At 65.7% G+C, this 24,934-nt stretch carries 24 protein-coding genes and 1 pseudogene; 15 read left to right on the forward strand and 10 right to left on the reverse strand.

The features are described from left to right. The coding region (locus tag MUU56_RS27465; RefSeq protein ID WP_244770459.1) for a GntR family transcriptional regulator at nucleotides 1–266 on the reverse strand (266 nt) is incomplete at its 3' end. A gap of 233 nt (nucleotides 267–499) precedes the next feature. On the opposite strand from MUU56_RS27465, the pseudogene MUU56_RS27470 reads away from it, so the two are divergent. From MUU56_RS27470 to MUU56_RS27540, 15 genes and pseudogenes are all read left to right on the forward strand, one after another. Then, nucleotides 500–805, forward strand: a pseudogene (locus tag MUU56_RS27470) (amino acid ABC transporter permease); the annotation flags it as partial. Nucleotides 806–838: 33 nt separating this feature from the next. Continuing rightward, on the forward strand, nucleotides 839–1,717 hold the full coding sequence (gene dapA / locus MUU56_RS27475; RefSeq protein WP_244770461.1) for a 4-hydroxy-tetrahydrodipicolinate synthase: 879 nt from the start codon (nucleotides 839–841) through the stop codon (nucleotides 1,715–1,717). Nucleotides 1,718–1,780: 63 nt separating this feature from the next. Further along, on the forward strand, nucleotides 1,781–3,013 hold the full coding sequence (locus MUU56_RS27480; RefSeq protein ID WP_244770462.1) for an NAD(P)/FAD-dependent oxidoreductase: 1,233 nt from the start codon (nucleotides 1,781–1,783) through the stop codon (nucleotides 3,011–3,013). A gap of 36 nt (nucleotides 3,014–3,049) precedes the next feature. Next, nucleotides 3,050–4,519, forward strand: a complete 1,470-nt coding sequence (locus tag MUU56_RS27485; protein WP_244770463.1) for an aldehyde dehydrogenase family protein — start codon at nucleotides 3,050–3,052, stop codon at nucleotides 4,517–4,519. Continuing rightward, nucleotides 4,504–5,547 carry a proline racemase family protein gene (locus MUU56_RS27490; RefSeq protein WP_280531200.1) on the forward strand — a complete coding sequence of 348 codons (1,044 nt, stop codon included), beginning with the start codon at nucleotides 4,504–4,506 and terminating at the stop codon, nucleotides 5,545–5,547. Before MUU56_RS27485 ends, MUU56_RS27490 begins: the two co-directional genes overlap by 16 nt. Continuing rightward, nucleotides 5,544–6,296, forward strand: a complete 753-nt coding sequence (locus tag MUU56_RS27495) for an SDR family NAD(P)-dependent oxidoreductase (protein ID WP_244770464.1) — start codon at nucleotides 5,544–5,546, stop codon at nucleotides 6,294–6,296. The genes MUU56_RS27490 and MUU56_RS27495 overlap by 4 nt, the downstream gene beginning before the upstream one ends. 5 nt (nucleotides 6,297–6,301) lie before the next feature. Beyond that, complete coding sequence (locus MUU56_RS27500) at nucleotides 6,302–7,054, forward strand: SDR family NAD(P)-dependent oxidoreductase (protein ID WP_244770465.1); 753 nt, start codon at nucleotides 6,302–6,304, stop codon at nucleotides 7,052–7,054. Between the two features lie 273 nt (nucleotides 7,055–7,327). Continuing rightward, nucleotides 7,328–8,287 carry an ABC transporter substrate-binding protein gene (locus MUU56_RS27505; protein ID WP_244770466.1) on the forward strand — a complete coding sequence of 320 codons (960 nt, stop codon included), beginning with the start codon at nucleotides 7,328–7,330 and terminating at the stop codon, nucleotides 8,285–8,287. 46 nt (nucleotides 8,288–8,333) lie between these two features. Further along, entirely contained in the window at nucleotides 8,334–9,317 is a 984-nt protein-coding gene (locus tag MUU56_RS27510) for an ABC transporter permease (RefSeq protein ID WP_244770467.1), read from the forward strand. Continuing rightward, nucleotides 9,317–10,075: an ATP-binding cassette domain-containing protein gene (locus MUU56_RS27515; RefSeq protein WP_244770468.1), complete on the forward strand. Its 759-nt coding sequence runs from the start codon at nucleotides 9,317–9,319 to the stop codon at nucleotides 10,073–10,075. The genes MUU56_RS27510 and MUU56_RS27515 overlap by 1 nt, the downstream gene beginning before the upstream one ends. 13 nt (nucleotides 10,076–10,088) lie before the next feature. Next, on the forward strand, nucleotides 10,089–10,748 hold the full coding sequence (locus tag MUU56_RS27520) for an orotidine 5'-phosphate decarboxylase / HUMPS family protein (RefSeq protein ID WP_244770469.1): 660 nt from the start codon (nucleotides 10,089–10,091) through the stop codon (nucleotides 10,746–10,748). Continuing rightward, complete coding sequence (locus tag MUU56_RS27525; RefSeq protein WP_244770470.1) at nucleotides 10,733–11,239, forward strand: SIS domain-containing protein; 507 nt, start codon at nucleotides 10,733–10,735, stop codon at nucleotides 11,237–11,239. The genes MUU56_RS27520 and MUU56_RS27525 overlap by 16 nt, the downstream gene beginning before the upstream one ends. A gap of 7 nt (nucleotides 11,240–11,246) precedes the next feature. After that, nucleotides 11,247–12,128 (forward strand): PfkB family carbohydrate kinase, encoded by an 882-nt coding sequence (locus MUU56_RS27530; RefSeq protein WP_244770471.1) that lies wholly within the window; start codon nucleotides 11,247–11,249, stop codon nucleotides 12,126–12,128. 121 nt (nucleotides 12,129–12,249) lie between these two features. Beyond that, nucleotides 12,250–13,284, forward strand: a complete 1,035-nt coding sequence (locus MUU56_RS27535; protein ID WP_244770472.1) for a LacI family DNA-binding transcriptional regulator — start codon at nucleotides 12,250–12,252, stop codon at nucleotides 13,282–13,284. A 403-nt stretch (nucleotides 13,285–13,687) separates the two neighbouring features. After that, on the forward strand, nucleotides 13,688–14,050 hold the full coding sequence (locus tag MUU56_RS27540; protein ID WP_244770473.1) for a hypothetical protein: 363 nt from the start codon (nucleotides 13,688–13,690) through the stop codon (nucleotides 14,048–14,050). A 71-nt stretch (nucleotides 14,051–14,121) separates the two neighbouring features. Here the strand turns inward: MUU56_RS27540 and MUU56_RS27545 are convergent, their stop codons facing one another. The 9 genes from MUU56_RS27545 to bglB form a co-directional block, all read right to left on the reverse strand. Next, the gene (locus MUU56_RS27545; RefSeq protein WP_244770474.1) at nucleotides 14,122–15,012 is read right to left on the reverse strand and encodes an alpha/beta hydrolase family protein; all 891 of its coding nucleotides are present in this window, start codon (nucleotides 15,010–15,012) and stop codon (nucleotides 14,122–14,124) included. Nucleotides 15,013–15,024: 12 nt separating this feature from the next. Continuing rightward, nucleotides 15,025–15,783: a 2-dehydro-3-deoxy-D-gluconate 5-dehydrogenase KduD gene (kduD, locus tag MUU56_RS27550; RefSeq protein ID WP_244770475.1), complete on the reverse strand. Its 759-nt coding sequence runs from the start codon at nucleotides 15,781–15,783 to the stop codon at nucleotides 15,025–15,027. A gap of 13 nt (nucleotides 15,784–15,796) precedes the next feature. Then, complete coding sequence (locus MUU56_RS27555) at nucleotides 15,797–16,843, reverse strand: ABC transporter ATP-binding protein (RefSeq protein WP_244770476.1); 1,047 nt, start codon at nucleotides 16,841–16,843, stop codon at nucleotides 15,797–15,799. Between the two features lie 9 nt (nucleotides 16,844–16,852). Further along, a complete protein-coding gene (locus tag MUU56_RS27560; RefSeq protein ID WP_244770477.1) occupies nucleotides 16,853–17,905 on the reverse strand; it encodes a carbohydrate ABC transporter permease in 1,053 nt (350 codons plus the stop codon). Then, the gene (locus MUU56_RS27565; protein ID WP_398432865.1) at nucleotides 17,902–18,876 is read right to left on the reverse strand and encodes a carbohydrate ABC transporter permease; all 975 of its coding nucleotides are present in this window, start codon (nucleotides 18,874–18,876) and stop codon (nucleotides 17,902–17,904) included. Before MUU56_RS27565 ends, MUU56_RS27560 begins: the two co-directional genes overlap by 4 nt. Before the next feature lie 259 nt (nucleotides 18,877–19,135). Continuing rightward, complete coding sequence (locus MUU56_RS27570) at nucleotides 19,136–20,404, reverse strand: ABC transporter substrate-binding protein (protein WP_244770479.1); 1,269 nt, start codon at nucleotides 20,402–20,404, stop codon at nucleotides 19,136–19,138. A 77-nt stretch (nucleotides 20,405–20,481) separates the two neighbouring features. Further along, nucleotides 20,482–22,965: a hypothetical protein gene (locus tag MUU56_RS27575; RefSeq protein WP_244770480.1), complete on the reverse strand. Its 2,484-nt coding sequence runs from the start codon at nucleotides 22,963–22,965 to the stop codon at nucleotides 20,482–20,484. Then, the gene (kduI, locus tag MUU56_RS27580) at nucleotides 22,962–23,798 is read right to left on the reverse strand and encodes a 5-dehydro-4-deoxy-D-glucuronate isomerase (protein WP_244770481.1); all 837 of its coding nucleotides are present in this window, start codon (nucleotides 23,796–23,798) and stop codon (nucleotides 22,962–22,964) included. Before kduI ends, MUU56_RS27575 begins: the two co-directional genes overlap by 4 nt. After that, on the reverse strand, nucleotides 23,795–24,895 hold the full coding sequence (gene bglB / locus MUU56_RS27585; protein ID WP_244770482.1) for a beta-galactosidase BglB: 1,101 nt from the start codon (nucleotides 24,893–24,895) through the stop codon (nucleotides 23,795–23,797). The genes kduI and bglB overlap by 4 nt, the downstream gene beginning before the upstream one ends. Nucleotides 24,896–24,934: the final 39 nt, after the last annotated feature.

Here is a 24,934-nt window from a genome sequence, read left to right on the forward strand (position 1 = left end):
TCGACATATTTCGGAAAGCTCGCCACCTCGATCGGCGCGACGATGGTGCTGCGATTGGAGAGCGTCACCACCAGCTCTTCGCCGGCAAGCCGGATCAACGCTTCGCGGATCGGCGAGCGGGACATGTCGAAACGTTCGGCCAGTGTCGTCTCGTCGAGCAGCTGGCCGGGCGGCAGGGTGAGCGCCAGGATTTCGGTGCGCAGCGTGTCGTACACGCTCTTCGAGCCCATGCCACGCACGCGTTTCGCTTCAATTTCCTCAGACACTTAACGTCCCTTTCCGCATTTCGTGCCCATTGGGCCAGAAAATCAGCGTCGCAGCAATCGTAAAATACCCACTTGACTTTGTCGACACGGAGGCGACATAATTCATAAAGTCGACACGAAGACGACAGAGAAGGGCTGTAGAAAAACCGGCCGAAGCCGACGGGAACTGCGCTTTCAGCGCTCAAGATTGGGGAAATGCACATGCTTCGAAATGTGATGATGTCCGCTTTGCGGTCGACGCCGGCGTGGCGCCGGGGCTTTCCCCCTTCGCGTGCACGACGAGCGTCGTTCTTCCGCAGGCCGTGCTGTGCGCCGCGCCGACGCTCTTGTCCAATTGCGTCAGCCTCTTCAAGGAAAGAGCTCTCTCGGTGGTCGGCATGGCTGACCTGATGTTCGTCGGTCGGACCATTTCCAACACCACGGCCCGCACCATCGAGGTGCTGACCACCGTCGCCCTTGTCTGCTTCGCCATTGCCTTCCCGCTGACGCGGGCCGTCACGGTCATTGAACAATGCATCCTCAATCGGCTGGCCGCCTGACGCGCCCACCCCGATCCTCGAATGGAGACTCTCATGAAACTCTCAGGCGTCATGCCCGCCCTCGTCACCCCCTTCGATGCCAATGGCCGTGTCGATTTCAAGGCCTTCGAAAAGCTGCTCACGCATCTGCGCGAGGCCGGGGTAACCGGCTGGGTGCCGAACGGCTCGACCGGAGAATATTTCAGCCAGTCGAAGGAGGAGCGACGCGATGTTCTCCAGTTCGTCAAGGACTTCGCCAGGTCGGGCGAAACCCTGATCGCCGGCACCAATGCACCGGCCACGCGCGAGGTCATCGAACAGACCACCATGGCAAAGGACATCGGCTACGACACGGTCCTGCTCGCGTCGCCCTTCTACACCCGCCCGACCCAGGCCGAGCTCATCAGGCACTACGAGACCGTGCTCGCTGCCGTCGACGTCAATCTCGTGCTTTACAGCTATCCTGCCAAGGACGGGTCGGACATCAGCTTCGAACTGATGGATCACTTCGCCGACAATGCGCGCGTCGTCGGCATCAAGGAGAGTTCGGGCGTGCTGCAACGCGCGATCGATATCGCCAGCCGCTACGAGGGCAGGATCCAGCTCGTCTCTGGTTCTGACGACATCGCGCTCGACTTCATGTTCTGGGGCGCGGAGAGCTGGATATGCGGTCCGGCAAACTGCATGGCAAAGGCCTGCTGCGATCTCGACCGGGTCTACAGGTCGGGGGATCTCGGCAAGGCCCGGGAGATGATGAAGACCCTTTACCGGGCGATGAACATCCTCGAATCCGGCAAGTTCGTCCAGAAGATCAAGTACGGCTGCGAATTGCAGGGCCTGCCGGTCGGCGAATGCCGCGCGCCCCTCGGCCCGCTGACGGATGAGGAAAAGGCCGAGTTCCGTGCGGCCATGCAGCCGATCCTAACCTGGTAAGCCGGCGCGGCCGGGCGGATGGGCCGTCCGGCCAACGTGAAGCCTGACGGAGCGAGGATACGCATGACCACCGTGGTTGTCGGCGCAGGGATCATCGGCACGGCCATCGCCTACGAACTGCAAAAGCGCGGCCGGCCGGTCGTTCTCCTCGACAGGGACGAGGTCGGGCGCGGCGCGTCCTACGGCAACATGGCCTCGATTGCCGTGACCGAGTTCATGCCGGCCTCGCGCCCCTCGATCTGGCGGCAGATTCCGGGCTGGATGCTCGATCCGGAGGGGCCGGTGCGCATTCGCCCTGGCTATATGCCGAAGCTCCTTCCCTGGTTCTTGCGTTTCGTCGCCGCCTCGCGGCCGGGCAAGCTGCGACGTCTCGAAGCCGAGGGGGCGGTTCTGTGCAGGCGCGTCTATGACGACCTCTTGCCCCTGCTGCGGGAAACGGGACTGGAAGGCGAGTTGACGGAAGAAGGCTGCCTTTCACTCTACAGCGACGAGGCGGAGTTCCGTGCCGACCGCGAGCATATCGAAATCCTGGAGCGCTTCGGCTTCCCGCACCGGCGGCTGACGGGCGCGGAGGCGCGTGAACTGGAACCGGAACTGTCGGGCAGCATCGGCATCGCCGTGCTCTTCCCCCAGAACCGCAGCCTGCGCGACCCGTTCCGTCTGGTGAACAGACTTGCGCAGCGCTTCGCCGCGCTCGGTGGTGAAATCCGGCGCGGCGCGGTGGCGGGCTTCGAGCGGTCCGGCCGCATCGCCGCCGTGCGGCTTGCGGACGGCGGTCGCATCGTCGCCGATGAGGTCGTGATCTCGGCAGGCGCCTATAGCGGCCTGCTTTCGAAAATGCTGGGAGAACCGATGCCGCTGGAGACCGAGCGCGGCTATCATACGCAGATCATGTCGCCGGGTATTTCCATGCGCCATTCGATCATCTGGCCGGCCCGGGCGTTCATGGTCACGCCGACGGCGGGCGGCATCCGTGTCGGCGGGACGGTGGAAATGGCGGGCCTTGATGCCGCGCCCGACTACCGCCGCTCGAAGGTGACCGTGCGCCGGGCGCAGTCGGCGTTGCCGAACCTGCGCTGCGAGAAATTTTCCGAATGGATGGGCCATCGCCCCGCCTTTCCCGATACTGTGCCGGTCATGTCGGCTTCGGCAAGGACGCCGGGCGTCTTCTATGCCACCGGCCACGGCCATCTGGGCGTCACCTATGCTGCGACGACCGCGCGTCTGATGGGCGACCTCATCACCGGTGCAACGCCGCCCGTCGACATGCACCCCTATCGGGTCGACCGCTTCTGAAGGCGGCCGATCAAACTTATCCCATGTGAGGACACCATGCAGAACAAGCTTTTCATCGATGGCCAATGGGTCGCTCCGGCCGACGGAACCATGCTCCCGGTGATCGATCCGGCAACCGAAGAGGTCTTCCACCACATCGCCGCCGCCGGCGCGGCGGAGGCCGAGGCGGCCGTGAAGGCGGCCCGCGAGGCCTTCGACAACGGACCCTGGCCGCGCCTTTCCGGCAAGGAACGCGCAAAATACCTCCGCGCCATGGCGCAGGGCATCCGTGGCCGGCTGCCGGAACTGGCGCGCATGGAGACCCGCGACAACGGCAAGCCGCTTGCCGAATCCGAATGGGACCTGGCTGATGCCGCCGGCTGCTTCGATTTCTATGCCGATCTTGCCGAGGAGCTGGATGGCGAGGTGGAAGAGGTGAAGCTGGCGGATGCGCGTTTCGTCTCCAAGGCCGTGCGCGAGCCGCTCGGCGTCGCCGTCGCCATCGTCCCCTGGAATTACCCGCTGCTCATGGCCTCGTGGAAGGTCGCGCCGGCGCTTGCGGCCGGCTGCACGGTGATCCTGAAGCCCGCCGAAACCACCTCGCTGACGGCGCTGGAGCTCGGCGTCATCGCCGAGGCCGCCGGCCTTCCGAAGGGTGTTCTGAACATCCTTTCCGGCAAGGGTTCGGTCGTCGGGCAGGCGCTGGTCGAGCATCCCGCCGTCGACAAGGTCGCCTTTACCGGCTCGGGGCCGGTCGGCGCGCGCATCATGGCCGCCGGCGCGAAGGACATCAAGCGCGTCAGCCTGGAACTCGGCGGCAAGTCGCCCTTCGTCGTCTTCGCCGACAGCGATATCGAGAAGGCCGTCGAATGGATCATGTTCGGCATCTTCTGGAACCAGGGCCAGGTCTGCTCGGCCACGTCGCGGGTTCTGGTTGAGGCCCCGCTCTATCCCAAGCTGCTGGAACGGCTGGTGGAGGAAGCGGGGAAGATCACGATCGGCAACGGCCTCGACGCCGGCACGCTTCTTGGCCCGCTCGTCAACAAGGGCCAGTACGAGGATGTGCTTCGCCATATCGACCGCGCCGTCGAACAAGGGGCGACCGTCGCCTGCGGCGGGCGGCATGACGGTTTCGACAAGGGCTTCTGGGTTGCCCCGACGATCCTCACCGGCATGGCGCTCGACAGCGATGCCTGGGTGGAGGAGATCTTCGGCCCGGTCGTCTGCATCCGCCCCTTCGAGACGGAGGAAGAGGCGGTCCGCCTTGCCAACGATTCGCGCTTCGGCCTCGCCGCCGCGGTCATGTCGGCGGACGATGAACGCTGCGAGCGCGTCGCGGCCGCCTTCCGCGCCGGCATCGTCTGGATCAATTGCTCGCAGCCGACCTTCACCGAGGCGCCCTGGGGCGGCTACAAGCAGTCCGGCATCGGCCGCGAACTCGGCCGTTGGGGCCTCGACAACTATCTGGAGACAAAGCAGATCACCCGCCTCGTCAGCGACGAGCCCTGGGGATGGTACCTGAAGTGACCTTCGACAAGGCGCTCGATATCCTGCTCGTCCATTGCCAGGGCGAAAGCGGCAATGTCCTCGTCGATGGCGCGCCCGATATTCCGGGCGCGACCATCCTCGACAAGATGAACCACCTCAATGAGGTGGACCCGTCGCTGCGTCTCTTCCTGACGCGCGAGCCACGGGCGCAGGTCGTCCACACGACAAACCTGCTCCTGCCGCCGACCCGGCCGGATGCCGATGCCGCCTTCATCGTGCTGCAGCCGGACCGCGCCCATCCGATGTCGGGTTCCAACTGCATCTGCGTGGTGACGGCGCTGCTGGAAACCGGCCGTGTCGCGATGACGGAGCCGGAAACGGTCGTCCGGCTGGATACGGCAGCCGGGTTGATCGTCGCCCGTGCACGATGCGAGAACGGCCGCTGCCTGTCGGTCAGCCTCGACAATGTGCCGGCCTTCGTCCAGCAGCTCGATGTCGTGATCGATACGCCGAAATGGGGGCGGATCACCGGCGACATTGCCTTCGGCGGCGTCTTCTATGCCCAGATCGACGTGGGTCGGGTGGGATTGCGCATCGTGCCGGAGGCGGCCCGGGCTCTGGCCGAAGCGGGTACGGAGATCAAGGCGCTGCTGGCCAGACAGGTGGCGGTGAACCACCCGGAGATCCCCGGCCTTACCGAGATCGCCTATGTGATGTTCCGCGACTACCAACCTGACGGCTCCGTCGTCACCTGCACGACGCTGAAGCCGGGCCGGGTGGATCGCTCCCCCTGCGGCACGGGCTCCTCGGCCAACCTTGCGATCCTGCACGCGCGGGGCCAGGCCAAAACCGGCGACAAGCGGGTTTCGCGCAGCATCATCGGCGGAACCTTCACGGCGGAAATCCTGGGTGAGACGACGGTCGCCGGTCGTGTCGCAGTGCTGCCGCGCATCACCGGCCAGGGCTACGTCTTCGGCCGCCAGCAGCTGCGGCTCGATGCGCAGGATCCTTTTGCCCGGGGATTTGCCATGTCGGACACCTGGGGTCCGCAAGTGGGGGAATTATGAAGCTCTCCGGGCAATCCATCCTCGTGACCGGCGCGACGGGTGCCATCGGGCAGGCCATCTGCCATGCCCTCGTGGCGGATGGAGCCAATGTCGTCGTGCACTACGGTCGCAACCGCGAGGCCGCGGAAGCACTCGTGAAGAGGCTCGATGGCAGGGGCTCGTGCGTGTCAGCCGATCTGTCGGATCCGGCTGGACCGCAGGCCTTGTGGGATCAGGCCCTGGCCGTTGCCGGCCGGCTGACGGGCCTGGTCAACAATGCGGGTATCCGCTCAGAGGTCGCGATCGATGCGCCCATGGAGGAATGGCAGCGCGTCTGGGCGCGCGAGATGCGGGTCAACTTCCTGTCGACCGTCGATCTGTCGAAGCTTGCCATTCAGCATTTTCGTGCGCATGGCGGCGGTCGGATCGTCAACATGGCGAGCCGGGCCGGCCAGCGCGGCTACATCTCCGGCGCCATGGCCTATGGCGCCTCGAAGGCCGCCCTGATCAACCTTACCAAGTCCATCGCGCAGAGCCATGGGCATGAAGGCGTTACCGCGGTCGCGCTGGCGCCCGGCTGGGTGCGCACCGAAATGGCCGAAGCCTATATCGCCGAGCACGGCGAAGCCGCGGCTTTGGCCGGCATTCCGATCGCCCGGATGGCCGCGCCGGAGGAGATCGGCGAGATCACCGCCTTTGCCTTCCGTTCCTCACTGGCCTCGCTCAACGGCGCCGTGCTGGATGTGAACGGCGGCAGCTATATGAGGTAAGTCCCATGCGCTTCAGGAACAGGATTGTCATCGTCACCGGCGCCGCCGGCGGCATCGGAGCTGCGATCAGCACCCGCTTCGCCGCCGAGGGGGCCACGGTCATCGTCACGGACATGAATGGCGAAGGCGCGGAAGCGACCGTCGCTGAGATCGCGGCCAAAGGTGGCAGCGCGCGTGCGCTGGCCAGTGATATCTCGACGGCCGAAGGCTGCGGGGCGATCATCGAGAACGTCATCACCAGGGAAGGGCGCATTGATGTGCTCTGCAACAATGCCGGTATCAACCGGCGCGGCAATCTCCTGTCGCTGACGCCGGAGGACTGGCGGGTGAGCTTCGCGGTCAATGTCGATGCGATGTTCCACCTGTGCCAGGCGGCGCTGCCGCACATGATCGCGGCAGGCGGCGGCGCCATCGTCAACACGGCTTCCCAATGGGGGCTTCATCCGGCGCCGAACCACATCGCCTACAATGTGACGAAGGCGGCGGTGGCGAGCTTCACGCAGAACCTTGCCCGCGACTATGCGCCGGACAGGATCCGCGTCAATGCCGTCTGCCCTGGTGAAATTCATACACCCATGCTGGAGGCGGGCGTGAAGCGCTCCGGGCGTACCATCGCCGATCTCGACAGGCTTGTGCCGTTCGGCCGCATCGGCAAGCCCGAGGAAGTCGCCGCTCTCGTCGCCTTTCTGGCATCCGACGAGGCGGCCTTCATGTGCGGCTCGCTGGTGGAGATTACGGGCGCGCAAGCGGTAGCCTGACCGGAAGCGGACCGAAGACCTTCGCCGCTGAGACCGATCGGATCGGCGGCTCATCCCTTCAAGACCGTCCATGTGCGAGTTGACGATGGCGCGGATATGCCCGGTATCCTCAGCTCCATCCCTCTCCAAAGAGGCTTGGTACAGGAATCTCGGCGTCCTTCCATAGTGAAGACCATTCCGAGTTAATGAGATCGATCTCTTTTTTGGTTGACAGGCCGATAAAGCATGATATCTCTCGATGAGATCGATCTCATTTTCACGGAGGAGAGAAAAATGAGCCGCATCCGTCGCATGGTGATTGCTGCAGCCGTATCCGTGCTTGCCATTGGCGCGCACGCCGCAAATGCACAGGACAAGCTGAAGATCGCCTTCATTCCCGGCATTGCTTCCGACCCGTTCTTCCTGGCGATGGAAAAGGGCGCCCGCGCGGCGGCTGACAAGCTCGGCGTCGAACTCGTCTGGCAGGGCAGCGCTTCGGAATACTCGCCGCAGTCTCAGATGCCGTTTGTCGATGCGGCGCTTGCCGACGACATCGATGCGCTCATCCTCGTGCCGACCGATCCGGACTCGCTGCAGCCGGCCGTCGTGCGGGCGGAAGCCGCGGGCATTCCCGTCATCACCGTCGACACGACGGTCTCCGACCAGGCCTATCTGACCGCGCATATCACCGGCGACAATGTCGACGGCGGGCGGCAGGCGGCCAAGACGCTGGCGGAGCAGATCGGCGGCGAGGGCAAGGTCTTCATCATGTCGGGTTCGCCGGGTGCGACGACCAACACGTTGCGCGAACAGGGCTTCCGTGAGGAGTTGGCCTCGAATTTCCCGAAGATCGAGATCGTCGGCCGCGAATATGCCAACAGCCAGCCGGCCAATGCGACCTCCGCCGTCAACACCGTGCTGCTGAACCATCCCGATCTCGCCGGCATCTTCGCGATCGACGGCACGAGCGGTACGGGTACGATCGCCGCACTGCGCAACAACAATGCCGTCGGCAAGGTCAAGCTCGTCGGCTACGACGCCTACAAGGCGCAGGTCGACGCGTTGCAGGAGGGTGTCTTTACCGCGCTCGTCGCCCAGCAGCCTGCCAAGGAAGCCGAGCTGGCCCTCGAATATGCCAAGGCGAAAGTCACCGGCGAGGGGGCCGACAAGATCGAGAAGTCCGTGGTCATTCCGAATGTGGTCATGACCAGGGAGAACTTCGCGGAGACCGGCTCCTCCATGTACTCGGAGTAAGCCGGCGGCCTTCCCCACGTCCCGCGCGGAGATCTACGAAATGGACATGCAAGGAAAGTTGGCCCGCCTGAAGGCGACCGGCCTGCGGCAGGATGTCGTTCTGTTGCTGCTGTTCTGCGTGATGGTGCTTGCATTCTCGCTTGCCAATCCCCGGTTCTTCTCGATCCGGGCCATGGCGAACATCCTTCAGGATTTTTCGCCCGTCGTCCTGATGGCGATCGGCCAGACCTTCGTGATCGCATCGAGGGGCATCGATCTTTCCGTGGGCTCCGTTCTCGGGCTGGCGGGCGTCTCCATGGCGCTCGTCATCCGCGCGGCGAACGAGGCGGGCCTCGATCCGTGGCTGGCGATCTCGCTGGGGCTGGCGGTCGCGGTGGGCGTCGGCGTCGTGGCCGGGTTGATCAACGGGATCCTGATCACCTATTGCCGGCTCGTGCCCTTCGTGGCGACGCTGGCGACGATGGGCGCGGCGGCCGGCATGAGCCTCGTCCTCACCGGCGGCACGCAGATCGCCGGCGCGCCGAAGGAAGTCATCCTCCTTGGCAACGCCACCTATCTCGGCGCGCTGACCGTGCCCGTCATCGCCGTTTTCGTCATCATCGTGGTCTCCTGGGCCTTCCTGTCCCGGGCGCGGTTCGGCCGCTGGACCTATGCGATCGGCTCCAATCCCTTCGCAGCCCGCGGCGCCGGGATCGATGTCGAGCGGCATCTCATCAAGCTCTATCTGCTTTCCGGTGTCCTGGCGGCGCTTGCCGGCGCGTTCGTCTACTTCCGGCTCGGATCCGGTTCGCCGCTCTCCGGGCGGGGCGGCGAACTGAATGCCATCGCGGCGACGGTGATCGGCGGCGTCAGCCTGCTCGGTGGCACCGGCAAACTGACGGGCGTCGTCATTGGCGCGCTGATCACGACGGCGGTGCTGAGCGGTCTCATCCTGATCGGTGTCCAGCCCAACTGGCAGCAGATCGTCGTGGCAGCGCTCATCGCGCTCGCCGTCGGAATCCAGGGACTTGGCGCCAGGGGAGGCCGCTGATGGAAAACGCTTCCGTTCTCTACGAAGTCCGCGGCGTCGGAAAGCGCTACGGCGGCGTCGTGGCCCTCGACAATGTCGACTTCACCCTGCGCGCCGGCGAAGTGGTCGGTCTTGTCGGCGACAACGGCGCGGGCAAGTCGACCCTGGTCAAGGTGCTTTCCGGGGCGCACGAGCCAGACAGCGGCGAGATCTACCTCGACGGCCAGCGCCGGGTCTGGAAATCGCCGCACGACGCGCTGGAAGCAGGGGTGGAGACGCTCTACCAGGATTCCGGCATCGCGCCGGACCTCACGGTGGCGGCGAATGTCTTCCTCGGCCGCGAGATCGTGCGAAAGGGCTTTCTCGGCAAACTTGGTTTTCTCGACGAAAAGGCCATGCGCCGCGATGCCCATGCCGAACTCGAGCGTGTCGGCATTGCCGTGCCGGCGAGCGATCGCCCGGTCGCGCGTCTTTCCGGCGGCCAGCGCCAGGCCGTCGCGATCGGCCGGGCCGTGGCCTGGGCGAACAAGGTCATCATCCTCGACGAGCCGACCAACCATCTGGGCGCGCGCCAGGCGGGAGAAGTGCTGGAGATCATCCGCCATGCCCGCACGAAGGGCTTCGGCGTCATCTTCATCTCCCACACGCTGCCGCATGTGCTGGAGGTGACGGACCGCATCGTCGTGCTGCGCCTCGGCCGGGTGGTCGCGGACGCTCCGTCCTCCTCGTTCACGCCAGACAGCCTGCTGAAGGCGATCACCGGTCTTGGCCAATCCTGAAGGGAACAGCTCAATGCTGCTGCAAGTCGCGCTCGACAAGCCCGAGCATCTCGCAATCCTGCCCGCCCTCACGGGCGTCGCCGACATCATCGAGGTTGGCACCCCGCTTCTCAAGCGCTTCGGCATCGCCGCCATCACGACGGTGCGCGAAATCTGCCCCGGCGTGCCCGTTCTCGCCGACACCAAGACGGTCGACGGCGGTTCGTTCGAGGCGAACATGGTGTTCGGCGCCGGCGCGTCCTTCATGACCGTCCTGTCCTGCGCCTCCTCGGCGACGCATGAGACAGTCGGCAAGTGTGCCACCGCCTTCGGCGCGTCCGTCATCGTCGACACGATCACGGAATCCGGCAAGCCTGTGCTGCTGCCGCCCGATTTCGTTCTGCCGGAAGGTTTTGCCTATGTCGCCGTTCATTCGCCGACGGACGCCCGCCTCGCCGGCGACAGCTCGACCGGCCATATCGACGCCGTTGCCGCCATGCACGCGCGCGGCTTCCGCGTCTCGCTCGCCGGAGGGATAGGCCCGGCGACGCTGGAATCGGTCATCGCCGTCAAGCCCGAGATTCTCGTCGTCGGCAGCGCCATCACGGAATCGGAAACCCCTGGAAAGGTAGCATCATGGATCAAGGAACGGCTCCCGGAACAAGGCCTTGGCTGGCCGTGGGACAAGAAATAGGCGAACTGCTCGAACGCATCGACCCGCAGGCCTTCGCCGCCGTCGCCGATGCCTTCCGCGAGGAAGGGCGCCGGTGGTTCTTCTCCGGCCAGGGGCGCTCGGGGCTTGCCGCCCAGATGGCGGCGATGCGGTTCATGCATCTCGGCAGGCCCGTGCATTTCGTCGGCGAGGTGACGGCACCTTCCGTGCGCAACGGCGACGGCCTGCTGATCATCTCGGGCTCAGGCGAGACGCCTGTCAGCCTCAGCTACGCGAAGATCGCCAAGGCCGAGGGGGCCAGGGTGATAACGCTGACGCATAAGCCCAAGGGGACGCTTGCCGGCATCGCCGACGTCGTCCTGCCGGTTCCCGTGAGCGAGACGAAGCAGTTCGGGGGGAGCCTCTTCGAGCAGGCGTGCCTGCTGCTTCTCGATGCGGTGGTCATGCAACTCGCGTCCGGCATGGCAGACGCCCACGGGACGATGGCCTATCGGCACACCAATCTGCAGTGAGCCTCGCATGCACGGTGTCGTAACCATCGGCGATTGCATCGTCGACGAAGTCCGGGCCGAGGGGCGGGAGCCCGAGCGGTTCGCCGGCGGGGCGGGGCTCAACCTCGCCGCCGGCATCGCACGCCTCGGCCTGACCTCGACGCTTGTCACGCGTGTCGGCCAGGATCGGGACGGATACTATCTCCTGCGTTATGCGCGGGAGCGTGGAATCCGCATCGTCAACACGCCGACGGTGGATCCGACGGGTGTCGTGAGCTCGACCCGGTCGAATGGCGAGCCGAGCTATGCCTTCGCGCCGGCCATGTACCGCCGCCGGATCGCGTTCGGGGTGGAGGCACTGCATGCGCTGTCGAATGCCGCCGCCGCAGTCGTCAACTCGTATCCGCTGGACAACCCCGCATATGCCGACGATCTGGTGCAGGCCCTTTCCGTCGTGCCGGGCCTGCGGATCGCCGATCCCAATCCCCGTCCGCGCTTGATTTCCTCTCTATCCGCCTATCGCCAGGGCTTCGAGACGGTTCTCCGCGTCGCGAACCTCGTGAAGCTCAGCGATGAGGATGTGCAGCTTCTCTATGGAACGGACTGGCCGTCGGTGGGTGAACATCTGTTCGGCATGGGGGTCGAAACCATCCTGTTCTCCCATGGCGCAAACGGAGCAACATTGGCCGACCGGTCGGGCCTTCGTGTCGAGGTTCCGATCGCGAGCAGGCCGGAACCGATCATCGATACGATGGGAGCGGGGGATGCGACGTTGGCAAGCCTCGTTGCGTCCATCCTGCGAGGCGGCCGGTCGGCCGGCGAGGAGGCCTGGCGGGTGTATCTTGCCGACGCGATGATGGTTGCAGCCGCGACGTGCCGGCGGGCGGGCGCCGAGCTGGTCCTTCCATAGATTGTGCGCGTCCTCCGGCCCCGGTTTTCCATGTCGGGGCCAATCCATTATGTGATATCGACAGCCGGTCGAGAAATCGGGACGTGAGATGACGCAGGCACCGAGTGAGAAGGCAGCGAGATTGATCGACGTAGCGCAACGCGCCAAGGTGTCCCGCGCCACGGCCGCCCGCGCCCTCGGCGGCTACGGCCTTGTCACGCAGGCGACCCGCGAACGCGTCATGGCGGCGGCGGCCGAGCTGAACTACCGGGTGAACGAGCTCGCCCGGTCGATGCGATCCGGCCGCTCCCTGACGATCGGCGTCGTCGTCGCCGACATCTCGAACTCGTTCTTCACCAGTGCGATCCGCTCCATCATCGAAACGGCCTCCAAGGCTGGCTACCAGATACTCGTCCTCAACACGGACGACGACCTCGAGCGTGAGCGTGATGCCGTCAGGGTGCTGATCGAGAAGCGTGTCGATGGGCTGATTGTCGTGCCGGCCTCGCAGAACGAGACCGAGCATCTGATCGTTCAAAGCGAGCCGGAAGTACCGGTCGTGCTGCTCGACCGGCGGGTCGATTCGCATGAAATAGACTTCGTCACCACGGACGATCGCGCGGCCGCGGGCGCGGCGGTCCGGCATTTCGCTGCTGCGGGTCACAAGCGGATCGGTTTGCTGGTGGCCACGGCCAGTGTCGAAAAGTACAGCCTGACCATGCCCGCCCATGTGGTCGGCACGGTTCTGGATCGCGTGGAAGGGGCGAGGGCTGCACTTGCCGGGCTGGGATTTGTGACGAAGCCCGAATGGAGCCGCTACTGCCACAGCAGCGTGGAGACCGCACATGAAGCAATGGCCGAGATCCTTTCAGGCCCCGAACCACCGACGGCCATTCTCGCCACGAACGAGGAAATGGCCCTGGGCGCGCTGGGAGCGGCCCAAGAACTCGGATTCCAGGTCCCCGAGGATCTCTCGATCATCGCTTTTGACGATGCCCCATGGGCTGTCGTGTTCCGGCCGCCGCTGTCCGTCGTAAGACGACCGGTCGCCAAGCTCGGCGCGACTGCGGTGGAACTGTTGCTCAAGAAGATCGAGGACGGCTCGTATCGGGATTCTCAGGTCCTGGAGGCAGAGCTCGTCGTTCGGCGCTCGGTGGCCGCGCCACCGGGTCGGTAGGCGCGAAGACTTCGGGCTTTCGTTGCCGGCAAGCGCTTGAGCGCGGGCTGCTCAGATTTAGCCCTTCTGGACGGTAGGCTTGCTGTGTTTAAGCAGCAGGCAAGGCGCGGCTGACGGACATGGTTGTTTTCGCGCGGTGCCTGGCCCATTCTACAGTCGTCGCGGCAGTAACATGGCCGGCCGGCGGCCGAGGAACGAGGAGGCGATAACGCGATGGGCATCCTGCTCCAAGGCGCTGTGGCAGTTGTTTTCTCGATGCTCCTGTTGTTCCTGCTCCTGCTGATCTGGCCGCGCCGCGCGGGCCTTCGCAGGATACTGGGCGGCGGCAGTGCCGGCGGGTCGAATGCAGGCGCCTTTGGTGCCTCCCCGGATGGTTGCAGCGGCCACGACAGCGGCGGAGGGGATGGATGCTGAAGCGGGTTCTTCCGCCAGACCCGTCCGGCTGCCGATGCCCAATCGGACAGAAAGCCCGATGAGACAGCTTTACCATGTCGGCACCTGCCCGCTCTGCAACCAGGGGCGGCTCTGGCTTCAGAAGAACCTGACGACGTCGGCGATCTATGCGCATTGCGAGGAGTGCGAGCAGGGATACCTGTCTCCGGAGGATATCAAAATCGCAAGCGGCGGTTTCCTGACCTTGATGGAAGACTATGAAACCGAGGATCCGACCGGCGAGGATGTCGAGAATTCGGTATGGGCCAGGGTGGTGACATTCGTGCAGTCCAGCGGCACGGGCGCGGCAACACCGAAAGACCCCTCACGTTAAGTCCGCAATACGCACTTGTCCCGCTTCCAGGAAAGCATAGGCCCTCAGTTGGACCTACTCGCCTTCTGCACTCAAAGATGTTCCTTGAAGAAATCCAGCACCGCCGCGCGCATGCGCGCTGTTTCGCGGTGACCGATGCCCGTCTCCGTGAGAAGCGCGAGACGCCCGCGGACGGCGGCGCGGGAATAGGCGGCGGCGGTCTCGCGGAAGGCACGCTCGACGGCGAGCGGCGGGGTCAACCGGTCTTCCGAGCCGATGCAGATGAGTTGGGGACGCGGCGCGACGCGTCCGGCGATCTCGCCGGTCGAGGTTTCCGCAAGGAGCCCCGGCATGGTGAGGTAGTGGCCATGCAGGTCATGTGCGCCGGTTCCCACCAGCGTCGCGAAATCGGCGTAGCAGCACAGATGCGCCACCGCGGCGACGCGCGTGTCGAGGGCGGCGAGGAAATAGGCGAGCGTCGCGCCCATGGAAAGGCCTGTCATGCCGATACGGGCAGGATCGACATCCGGCCGTGCGGCAAGCCAGGTGAGGGCGGCCGCCTGCTCCCCCAGCATCTGGCCGAACAGTGTCCGCCCCTGCCAGAGCGCCGCCTTGGCTGCCGCGCTTTCCGTCACGCCTGTGCGTTCGCCAAAAGTCGGCATGTCGATGCAAAGCGTCATGTAACCCTCGCCTGCCAGCACCGGCCCCGGCGGGTCCAGCAGAGCAGGGCGGCCCTCCGTCAATTCGCTGGCGCCCATCTCGTAGCGGTTGCCGTGGGCGTGGGCATAGAGGATGGCGGGACGCGCCCCTTCGCTTGAGAGCGGCCGGGCCAGCAGCCCCCGCACGGCGGTGCCGTCGGACAGACGGAAGCGCAGGTGCTCGATAGCATGGTCCTCGTGCGTCTCGACACGGCTTTCCTCCAGCCGCAGCTCGGTTTCGGCAAAGCCGATGAGAGACCGGAGCCGTTCGGAGGAGATCGGCATGATAGGGCACCCCTACCGGACGAGCCAGCCGCCGTCGACGGGCAGCACCGTGCCCGTGACATAGCCGGAAGCGGGCGAGGCGAAGAACAGGACGGCCGTGTCGAGATCGCCGGGACTGCCCCAGCGGCCCATGGGAATGCGGGCGGAGATCTGGGCGCTGCGGTCCGGGTCGCCCCGCAGCGCTTCGGTATTGTCGGTCGCCATGTAGCCGGGAGCAATGGCATTGACGGTGATGCCATGCGGGGCGAGTTCATTCGCCATCGCCTTGGTGAGGCCGGCAATGCCGTGCTTGGAGGCCGTATAGGCCGGCACGCGGATGCCGCCCTGGAAGCTCAGCATGGAGGCGACATTGACGATGCGGCCAGGCCGCTTCGTCGCCACCATGTGGCGGGCCGCGGCCTGTGACAGCCGGAAGGCGGCCTTGAGGTTGACGTCGATGACGCTGTCCCAGTCGTCCTCGGCATAGTCGAGCAGATCGGCGCGACGGATGATGCCGGCATTGTTGACGAGAATGTCGATACCGCTGGCCGTCGCGACGGTCTCGGCGATGACGGCGCCGGCATCGAACGGTTTCGAGAGATCGACCGTCATGGCATGGAAGCGGCGGCCTGCCGCGGCCACCCGCTCAGCCGTCTCCGGCATGGCGGAGGAGCCGAGCGCGACGATATCCGCGCCGGCCCTTGCGAGCGCCAGCGCCATGGCCTTGCCGAGACCGGTGCGCGCGCCGGTGACGAGCGCGACCTTGCCCGTGAGGTCAAACAAGGTGTTCAAGGCGCAGCCCCTTTTAGTCAAAGAGATGGATGGGCGCGGCGGCCAGCGAGAGATCGATACTTTCGCCCGGCGCAAGGTCGTGTTGCCCCGGCGCGACGACGAGGATCTTTTGCCCCGAAAGATCGGCATGCAGCACCGTCTCGGCGCCGAGCGCCTCGACGAGGGTCAGCTTTGCCGAAAGGCTGCTTTCGCTGCGGCCGAGCGTGATGTGGTGTGGGCGCACGCCGAGCGTCACGCGCGCGCCGGCCATGCCGGTCGAAGGCAGTTCCAGCTTCTGGCCGCCGGCCAGTGCCACGACGCTCCGGCCCGGTCCGGCCGCCTCGACCGTGCCTTCGAGAAAGTTCATGTGCGGCGAGCCGATGAAACCGGCGACGAAACGGTTGGCGGGGCGGTTGTAGAGGTCGAGCGGCGTGCCGACCTGCTCGATGCGCCCGGCGCGCAGCACGACGATGCGGTCCGCCAGCGTCATCGCCTCGACCTGGTCGTGGGTCACGTAGATCATCGTGGCGGCAAGCCGGGCGTGGAGGGCCGCAAGCTCCGCACGGGTGGAGCCGCGCAGCTCCGCGTCGAGGTTCGACAGCGGCTCGTCGAGCAGGAACGCGACGGGCCGGCGCACGATGGCCCGGCCGATGGCGACGCGCTGGCGCTGGCCGCCCGAGAGCTGGCCCGGTCGGCGGTCGAGGTAGGCCTCGATCTCCAGCATGCGCGCGGCCTCGGCGATGCGGGCGGCGATCTCGTCCTTCGGCATGCGGGTGTTTTCGAGGCCGAAGGCGAGGTTCTGGCGCACGCTCATATGCGGATAGAGCGCATAGGACTGGAAGACCATGGCAAGGCCGCGGTCGGCGGCCGGCACGGTGTTGACCACCTTGCCGTCGATGGCAAGGTCGCCGCTGGTCGGCCGGTCGAGCCCGGCGATCATGCGCAGCAGCGTGGACTTGCCGCAACCCGACGGGCCGACGAAGACGACGAACTCGCCGTCTTCGATCTCCAGGTTGACGTCGTGGATGACGTCGACGGCGCCGAACGATTTCTTCACATTGGTGAGCTTGATATGGCCCATGGAGCCCCCCTATTTCAGTCCGGTGCCGGCGATGCCGGTGGTGATGAAGCGCTGCAGGAAGATGAAGACCAGCACGACCGGGATCATGGTCACGACGGTCATGGCGAGGATGAAGTGCCATTGCACGTTCAGTTCGCCGGAATAGATGCTGAGGCCGACCTGCAGCGTGTAGAGCTCCTTGCGCGAGAGCACGATGAGCGGCCACAGGAAGTCGTTCCAGCGCCAGACGACGGAGAAGATCGCCAGCACCGCCAGCGCCGGCGCCGTCAGCGGCAGGATGATGCGCCAGTAGATCTGCCATTCGGAGGCCTTGTCCATGCGCGCGGCGTCGACCAGCTCGTCCGGAATGGTAAGCATGTACTGGCGCAGGATGAAGACGCCGGTGGGCGTCGCCACCGTCGGCAGGATCACGCCCCAGAGGTTGTTGAAGAGGCCGAGCGCCGAGACGATGGAATAGAGCGGCACCATGATGACCGAGAGCGGCACCATCAGCGTGGCGAGGATCAGCAGCATCGCCATCGTGCGGCCGCGGAACTCGTATTTGCTGAGCGCGAAGGCGGCCATGGAGTTGACGACGAGCGTGATCAGCGTTGCCGTCACCGTTACGAAGACGGAGTTCCAGAGGTAGCGCACGAAATCGAAATGGGTGAAGGGCTCGGTGTAGTTGTCCGTCGCGAAGGACATTTCCCTGACCGGCGTGCGCTTGGCGATGTTGACCTTGACGATCTCGCCGGGATCCTTCGGGTCCACCATCTGGCTGACCACGCCGATGCGGCGCACTTCCGCCAGCACCGCCGTCGAGCCGTCCTCCAGCGTCGCCTCGTAGAGGTCGAGCGGCTTGTCGTAACCCTCGACCGTCACCTTCTGCGTGACATAGGGAAGGATGGTGGGCGGGAACTCGGCAAGCGCGGCAGGCGACTTGAAGGATGAGCCGACCAGCCAGACGGCCGGACCGAACATGACGAGGAGGCCGCCGATAAGCCAGGCCCAGGTGACGATATCGGTCCAGTGCCAGCCCTTGCCGCCCCTTCGGCGCGTGAGGAAGCGTACGATCCCGCTCATTTGCGGCCTCCCTTCTTTTCGGAGCGGCCGAGGCCGAGCTGAAGCAATGTGAGCACGACGAGCACGGCACCCATGAGGATGGAGGCAGCCGCGGCAAGGCCCGGATTGCGCAGCTGCGCGGCAAAGCCCGTCTCGTAGATATATTGCGTGAGATAGAGCGTGCTGGTGCCCGGCCCGCCGCCGGTCAGGACATAGACTTCATCGAAGATCTGCACGGCACGGATGAGGACGAGCACGACGACGACGAGCAGGTTGGGCATCAGGAGCGGCAGCGTGATGCGCCAGAAGGCCCGCGCCGGACGGGTGCCGTCCATTTCGGCGGCCTCGTAGAGGTCCTTCGGGATCGCTTGCAGGCCGGCGAGCAGGATGAGGGTGTAGAAGCCCATATGCGCCCAGATCGACACGCCGATGGTGGCGGCGAAGGCCCAGTTGCGGTCGTTGAGCCAGACATGGGGGTCGAAGCCGAGCCCGTAGAGACCGAAATTCAGAAGGCCCTGACGCTGCAGGATCCACTTCCAGATGAGGCCGACGACGACGGGCGACAGCAGCACGGGGAAGAAGAAGACCGCCCGCCAGAAGCTGCGCGCCGCAAGGTCACGGTTGAGGATGAGGGCCGTCACGAGCGAGACGAGGATCATCAGCGTGACCTGGAGCACGACGAACCAGGCGGTGTTCTTCACCGCGGTCCAGAACGTGTCCTCCGCGCAGCTGCCCGGATCGAGATAGCTGCGGCAGTCGAAGAGCCGCGCATATTGCCCGGCCCCGACGAAGGTGCGGTCGGGCAGGAAGAGTGCCGTGCCTCCGGTCATCGAATAGGCGAAGTTGATGAAGAAGGGCAGCAGCACGAAAATACCGAAGATCAGCATGTTCGGCATCAGGAAGAAGGCCGCCATGCCGCCGATGCCGGTCGCCCGCTGCAGCCAGCGCAACGGCGCATCGAGAATGCCCATGAGGAAATGTATCGGCGCCATGACAAGCGCGCCCAGGCTGGATTTGCCGGAATTGTGCGTTCTCATTCTGTCCCTCCCATGCCGGCGAGATCGCCCGGCGGCGGTAAGGCCGGGCTCCATCTGCGGCGAGCGGCGGGGGAGGCGCCCCGCCGCAGATGGCGGCCCATGCCGCCGGCATCGCGTATCCGCGCCTGTCCTGCCGGCGGCGCTCCGTTCCGGTCCTCAAGCATTCCCGCATTTCCTCGAATCGCGAAAAGGCTCTAACGCTTTTGGAAGTGCCCTAGAGGCCGGAATCCTTCACCTTGGCGGCGATATCCGCGTCGATGCGGGTGAAGGCTTCCTCCACCGGCATTTCGCCGGCCGCCGCCTGGCTGATGCGCGTGACCATGGCGCCGTAGAACGTATCGGACCAGAACCAGCCCGGCAGCTTCTGCGCGAGATCGGAGAGCGAGCCCGTGGCGGCGACGAAGGCATTGAGTGCCTCCTTGGCCTGCGCGTCGTCAGTCTTGAAGTCGAGCCCCTTGGCGAGCAGTCCCTTGTGCGCGGGCAGGAACAGCGTGCGCTCGGAGAATTCCTTCACGATGTCCTCGCGGGCGAGGTAGTCCATGACCTTGGCCACTTCCGTCGGGTTCTTGGTGTATTTGATGGCCACCAGGCCCGCGCCGCCCGGCATGCCGGTGCAGTTGACAGGTCCGCAGGGGCTGCCCGTCGCCACCCAATCGAAGTTCGAGCCGATCTTCGTCGAGAAGTTCGGCACCTGCCAGGAGCCGGAATAGTAGTAGACGAGCTGGCCGTTGATGAAGTCGTCGGCGGCCGCGCGGTAGGTGGAACCGGCCGCGGAGACCCAGACGTCCTTGCTCATCGTGCCGTCCTCGATCCAGCCGATGAATTTCTTCAGGAAGTCCTTGGTGCCCTGGTCGAGGGGAGCCGGCTTGCCATCGGCGCCGATATAGTTCGCGCCATAGGAAAGGACCGGGCCGGTCAGGCGGTGGCCGGAGCGGTCGAGCGCCATGGCAAAGGGCACCTGCTGGTTCTCGGCGACCGCTTTTGCGGCTTTTGCCCAGTCGTCCCAGGTGGCATCCTTGCCGGGAATGGCAACGCCTGCCTGCTCGAACAGCGTCTTGTTGGCAAAGCCGCCGGCGAGCGTGATCTGCGTCATGAAGCCGGAAATCTGGCTGGAGCCGTCAGGGCGCATCCAGTCTGCCTGCGCACCGAAATTCTCGTCCCAGTAGGCGGCGTCCGCGACGAGCGGACGCAAGTCCAGCCAGTGCTGGCTCTGTGCCTTGAGGTTGGTGACACGGGCGATGTCGGGGCCGTCGCCGGCTTCGAGCTGCACCGGGAGCTGCTCGCGCACGACGCTGTAGGAGACGTTGTCGAGGATGACGTTGATCCCCGGATTCTCCTTCATGAAACGGTCGACGAGATCCTTCAGGACCTCGCCTTCGACGCCGTCGGAATACCACATGATGCGCACGTCGCCGGCCAGCGCCGACGTGGATGCCAGAAGCCCGGCGGCGAGCGCCGCCAGAATGGTCTTGGTCTTCGTCATGGTCGTTCTCCTCCTAGAGACGGGCCTCCCGCCCGCCATGTTCCAAACCGCCTGCCTCATGCAGGCGGGCATGCCGGCTATGCTGCCGATAGCATTGTCGTCGTGCCGGCGACGGTGAATGTCCCGGGCACGATGGTGCGGCCTTCCGCCTCGGTGGAACCGTCCGCGCGGAACCGTACGGCGCCATATTGGGGGTCATCGATGACGAACGTGCCGTCGGCGTCCTCATGTACCGTAAGGGCGGAGAACCATCCTTCGACGGAGGCGAGGTCGGAGGCCTCGCACACGCGTATGATCCACCTTGTCTTGCGGCCGCGCTGGCGCAGCTCCACATTGGCCGAAGGCCCTTCCTTGACGCTCTCGAAGGGTGCGCTGCCCTTGAGGAACAGAGCACCGGCGCCGCTGCGGGCAAGCGCGATGTTGCCGACAATGCGGCTCTCGTCGAACTCGGCGACCGGGAACCAGGCGTGGCTGAAGTCGGCCTGTTCGTCGACCGTGGTGAAATCCAGCACGGCAAGCCCGCGATACTGGTGGGTGCGGGGAACGGCGCCGCAGCCGCCCCAATAGGACGGACGGCCGTAGCCGAACTGGATCGTCTCGCCGGGATGGTTGATCCAGACGGCCGCTTCCGGGCTTTTGCCGAGGCGCAGGTGCAATACCGTTTCCTGGTAACCCCATTCGTTCCAGCGGTAGTGCGCGGTCGAGCCCATGGCGAAGGCACGTCCCTTGTAGTGATAGAGCGCGGCGAAGCGGTTCTCGCCCTGCGAGAAGCACCATTCCTGGTGCGCCTCGGCCTGATGGTTGGCGATTGCGGAGAACTCCTCGGGCACGACGAGGCCGTGGTCGCGCAGGCAGACGGCGAGCTGCGGCAGCGCATGGACGCGCCGGCCATACCAGCCGCGGCGCCAGAGCAGGCGCGCGACGGCGGAGAGCTCCAGCGAGCGGCCGGCGCAGAGCGTATGCTCGTAGGAACGCCCCTGCGCGGCGGTGACCATGCCGTGATGGGCCGAGCGTGCGATGATCTCGCAGAGCCGGACGATGCCCTTTCTGGCGCGCTCGGCGATGTCGGCATCGGGGGCGAGGGCGGCAAGCGCCGTCAGGCCCTTGAGATCGATCGGGAAATAGGGGGCGGAGTTGAACTCCGCCATCTCCCAGGCCTCGAAATGGTCGAGCCAGGCACGCACCCGGGCCGCGCCGACGGCCCGCTGCTCGGCCCCCTTGCGGCCGGAGCGAACGAAGGTCGCTTCGGCATGCAGGTCGCCGGCGAGATAGGCCGACGTGTGGAAGAGCAGCGCGTGGTTTTCGGAGAAGTACCACTGCACGTCATTGCCCGGCTCGTCCATCCAGTAGCGGAAGCCGAGGATGGCGGCGTCGATGCGTTTGCGGGTCGCTTCGCCGATATCGCCACCCCAGGCGATACGCGACCAGATGAGCGGCACCAGCGAGAAGTCGGCGCAGTCGTGGCAATCCTCGATGGAGGGCAGGATCTCCTCGATCATCGTGTCGGTATCCACCCCGCCGCGTCCGCTCGCGAGCCGCGCGAAGGCGCGTACCGTATCCCGCTCGGAAAATTCCGAGATTTCATCGAGGGTTTCCGTGATGCGGGCGGCAAGCGAGGCGGGCGCCTCGCCCTGGCGCTTCGCATGGCAGATCTCCACGCCAATCGAGCGGGCCGCGACGAAGCCGTCCGCGTCGAGCGTCACGCGGAAATGCCGGAAATCGGCGGGCAGGGCGCTGGAGGAGCCGACGAGCAGGCGGGTTTCACCGGCCCGCAGCGTGAAGCCGTAGTCGAAGCGCTCGGTGGACATGAAATCGCCCTCGACCGCGACATCGACCGTGACGTCCATCGGCAGCGGCGCGGCGAAGATCAGCGTCATGTCGCCGTCGAAATAGGCCGGCCGGTCGAAATGCATGCCGTCGAGAGCCGCTTCCACCGCATCCGCCGCTTCGCCGGGGCAGGGCACCGGCACGGCGACCGCGGCCTCCGGGCCGGAGAGGTAGTCGAGCTGGATGAAATAGCGGGCATCGCGCTCGGCGAGATCGTCGAAGAACAGGGTGACCTCGTTGAGACCGGCCTTCAGCGGCAGGTCGAACTCGGCCTTGGCTTCGAGATTGCGGCTGTAGGGCGCCATCCAGCCGGCTTCCGCGCCGTTGAGGAGGAGCACTGCGCCGCCGCAGGTCCCGAGGCGCACCCTTGCCGTGCCGGCGACGGCCGCCTCGATGAAGGTCCGCGCCCAGGTGGCAAGGCGTGTCGGGCGGAACCAGAAGCCGGAAAGATCGAGCCGTGGCGAGCCGAAGGGCAGCCACCAGCGCGCGGCATGGAACGTGCCGCGCACATCCGGCCGCGCATCGCGATAACGCTCGGCGAAGATGGTGCGGCAGGGATATTCGTGCGGAATGAAGTTCTTGTGCTTCGTCAGGAAGAAGAAGGGATCCATCTCGCCCTTCATCGGCTGGTCGGGCACGTCGAAGCGCTCCCCGGCTGTCATGCCGAGCTGCCAGTAGCGGATGGCGTCGCCCGCCGCGAGAGGCTTCTTCATATGGAAGGTCGTATCGGTCATTTCAGGTCAGCCACGGGTACGGGAGAAACGTCGTTGTATTCCTGGTTCTCGCCGGTCATGCCCCAGACGAAGGCATAGGGACCGGTCCCGGCGCCCATGTGGACCGACCAGGCGGGCGAGAGCACCGCATCGCCATTGGCGACGACGAGATGGCGGGTTTCCTCGGGCCGGCCCATCACATGCAGCACGCGGTCTTCCGGGGCGAGGTCGAAGTAGCAGTAGGCCTCCATGCGGCGCTCGTGCAGGTGGGGCGGCATGGTGTTCCAGACGCTGCCCTCGGCAAGGTCGGTGATGCCCATGAGGAGCAGGCAGGAGGGCGAGACCTCGGGATGGATGTACATCGCGAGCCGGCGCTTGTTGGAGCGGCGCATCTCGCCGAGATCGAGGGCCTTGGCTTCCTTGCGGGTGATCAGCCGGTGTGGGAAACCGGCGCCGGCAGGCACGGAGTTCATGTAGAAGCGGGCCGGTGCGTCCGCCGAAAGGCTGGAGGCGGTGATCTCTTTGGCACCCCGGCCGACATAGAGCACGTCGCGGTTCTCCAGCGTGAAGCGCTGGCCGTCCACCTCGATCGTGCCCGTGCCGCCGAGATTTGCGATGCCCATTTCGCGGGCGGACAGCAGGTAAGCCGTGCCGATATCCTCGCCGGAGCCGAAGGTGAGGCTCGTCGTGACCGGCATCGCGCCGCCAAGGATGAGGCGATCGACATGGGTATAGGTGAAGTTGACCCGGTCGGCGGCAAAGAGGTCCGTCATCAGGAACGCGTCGCGCAGGCGCTGCGTGTCGTAGCCCTTCACGTCATCCGGCGCCGCGCCGTAGAGTACCTTCATCGTCATGCTGCCTGTCCTTCTCTGTCGACATGTTCCAGCGCCTCGGCAAGGCAGAGGATCGCCAATGCCTGGCCGTAGCCGGTCGGCTGGATCGGGATGTCCTTGTAAAACTGGAGATCGTGGCCCATGCGCGTGCCGTAGGAGACGTTCAGCACCGTGCCGCTTTCATCGATATTGCGCATCACCGCTTCGAGCGCCTTCATGCCCGCCGCGCGCCAGGCCGGCGTTCCGAGGCCGAGGCGATAGCCCTTGAGCAAGCCGTAGCCGATGCCGGCGGTCGCCGAGATTTCCTCGTAGGAGGAGGCGTCGTCCAGCAGCGTGCGCCAGGCGCCGGACGGCGCCTGGAGGGCGAGAAGGGCATCGACCTGCGCGACCAGCACGCCCTCGAGGAATTGCCGCACCGGGCGGTCGAGTTCGGCGAGGTCGAAAAGGTCGAGCACGCCGGCGGTGATCCAGGCGTTGCCGCGCGCCCAGCGGGCACGGGCGAAATTGTGCCGGCCGTCGAAGGTCCAGCCGTGGAACCAGAGGCCGGTCTGGGGGTCGGCAAGGTAGCGCGCATGCACGAGGAACTGGCGCGAGGCTTCGTCGACGAGCTCGCGCCGGCCGCTGGCCTGCCCGTAGGAGGCCAGGAACAGCGCGACCATGTAGAGCGTGTCGTCCCACAATTCGTGGTCGTTGATCTTGTCCGAGACGTGGTGCTCGAAGCCGCCTTCCGGCGTGCGGCCCATGTCCGACAGGACGCGGTTCGCCCAGGCGTCGAGCACGGGTTGCCAGCGGGGATCGCGTGTCTTCGCCCAGAGCAGGGAGAGCCCGAGCATGGGCGCGGTCGTGTTGACGTTGAGCCCTGGCAGGCCGGCGGCGATCTGGGTGTAATACCAGTCCTCCACCAGCGTGCGCAGGTCTTCGCGGCCCGTCAGCAGCCAGAGCCGCACGAGACCATAGAGGCCGACGCCCTGGGGCCATTCCCAGCTGTCGAAACTGATGTAGTCACCGGCCGTGCCGTCGAGGTTCGGTTCATGAAAACGGCCGCTGTGCCTGAGGCCGGTCATGCCGGCGACAAGGCGATCGAGTCCGGTGCTGATGTCATGGCCGGTCAGGCCCATGGCGCTCCTCCCTGCGGTCACCGATGGACGATTTAGGGT

The sequence above is a fragment of the Shinella yambaruensis genome, from assembly GCF_022899355.1.
Classification (GTDB): Bacteria; Pseudomonadota; Alphaproteobacteria; order Rhizobiales; family Rhizobiaceae; genus Shinella; species Shinella yambaruensis.

Coding starts and splice junctions, on each gene's coding strand:
- MUU56_RS27545 (WP_244770474.1), bottom strand. CDS start 15,012: ATGCCGATCTCCTCCGAACGGCTCCGGTCTCTCATCGGCTTTGCCGAA.
- MUU56_RS27560 (WP_244770477.1), bottom strand. CDS start 17,905: ATGAGCGGGATCGTACGCTTCCTCACGCGCCGAAGGGGCGGCAAGGGC.
- MUU56_RS27485 (WP_244770463.1), top strand. CDS start 3,050: ATGCAGAACAAGCTTTTCATCGATGGCCAATGGGTCGCTCCGGCCGAC.
- dapA (WP_244770461.1), top strand. CDS start 839: ATGAAACTCTCAGGCGTCATGCCCGCCCTCGTCACCCCCTTCGATGCC.
- bglB (WP_244770482.1), bottom strand. CDS start 24,895: ATGGGCCTGACCGGCCATGACATCAGCACCGGACTCGATCGCCTTGTC.
- MUU56_RS27500 (WP_244770465.1), top strand. CDS start 6,302: ATGCGCTTCAGGAACAGGATTGTCATCGTCACCGGCGCCGCCGGCGGC.
- MUU56_RS27515 (WP_244770468.1), top strand. CDS start 9,317: ATGGAAAACGCTTCCGTTCTCTACGAAGTCCGCGGCGTCGGAAAGCGC.
- MUU56_RS27510 (WP_244770467.1), top strand. CDS start 8,334: ATGCAAGGAAAGTTGGCCCGCCTGAAGGCGACCGGCCTGCGGCAGGAT.
- MUU56_RS27540 (WP_244770473.1), top strand. CDS start 13,688: ATGGATGCTGAAGCGGGTTCTTCCGCCAGACCCGTCCGGCTGCCGATG.
- MUU56_RS27565 (WP_398432865.1), bottom strand. CDS start 18,876: ATGGCGCCGATACATTTCCTCATGGGCATTCTCGATGCGCCGTTGCGC.
- MUU56_RS27575 (WP_244770480.1), bottom strand. CDS start 22,965: ATGACCGATACGACCTTCCATATGAAGAAGCCTCTCGCGGCGGGCGAC.
- MUU56_RS27495 (WP_244770464.1), top strand. CDS start 5,544: ATGAAGCTCTCCGGGCAATCCATCCTCGTGACCGGCGCGACGGGTGCC.
- MUU56_RS27490 (WP_280531200.1), top strand. CDS start 4,504: ATGGTACCTGAAGTGACCTTCGACAAGGCGCTCGATATCCTGCTCGTC.
- MUU56_RS27480 (WP_244770462.1), top strand. CDS start 1,781: ATGACCACCGTGGTTGTCGGCGCAGGGATCATCGGCACGGCCATCGCC.
- kduI (WP_244770481.1), bottom strand. CDS start 23,798: ATGACGATGAAGGTACTCTACGGCGCGGCGCCGGATGACGTGAAGGGC.
- MUU56_RS27570 (WP_244770479.1), bottom strand. CDS start 20,404: ATGACGAAGACCAAGACCATTCTGGCGGCGCTCGCCGCCGGGCTTCTG.
- MUU56_RS27555 (WP_244770476.1), bottom strand. CDS start 16,843: ATGGGCCATATCAAGCTCACCAATGTGAAGAAATCGTTCGGCGCCGTC.
- MUU56_RS27505 (WP_244770466.1), top strand. CDS start 7,328: ATGAGCCGCATCCGTCGCATGGTGATTGCTGCAGCCGTATCCGTGCTT.
- MUU56_RS27530 (WP_244770471.1), top strand. CDS start 11,247: ATGCACGGTGTCGTAACCATCGGCGATTGCATCGTCGACGAAGTCCGG.
- MUU56_RS27520 (WP_244770469.1), top strand. CDS start 10,089: ATGCTGCTGCAAGTCGCGCTCGACAAGCCCGAGCATCTCGCAATCCTG.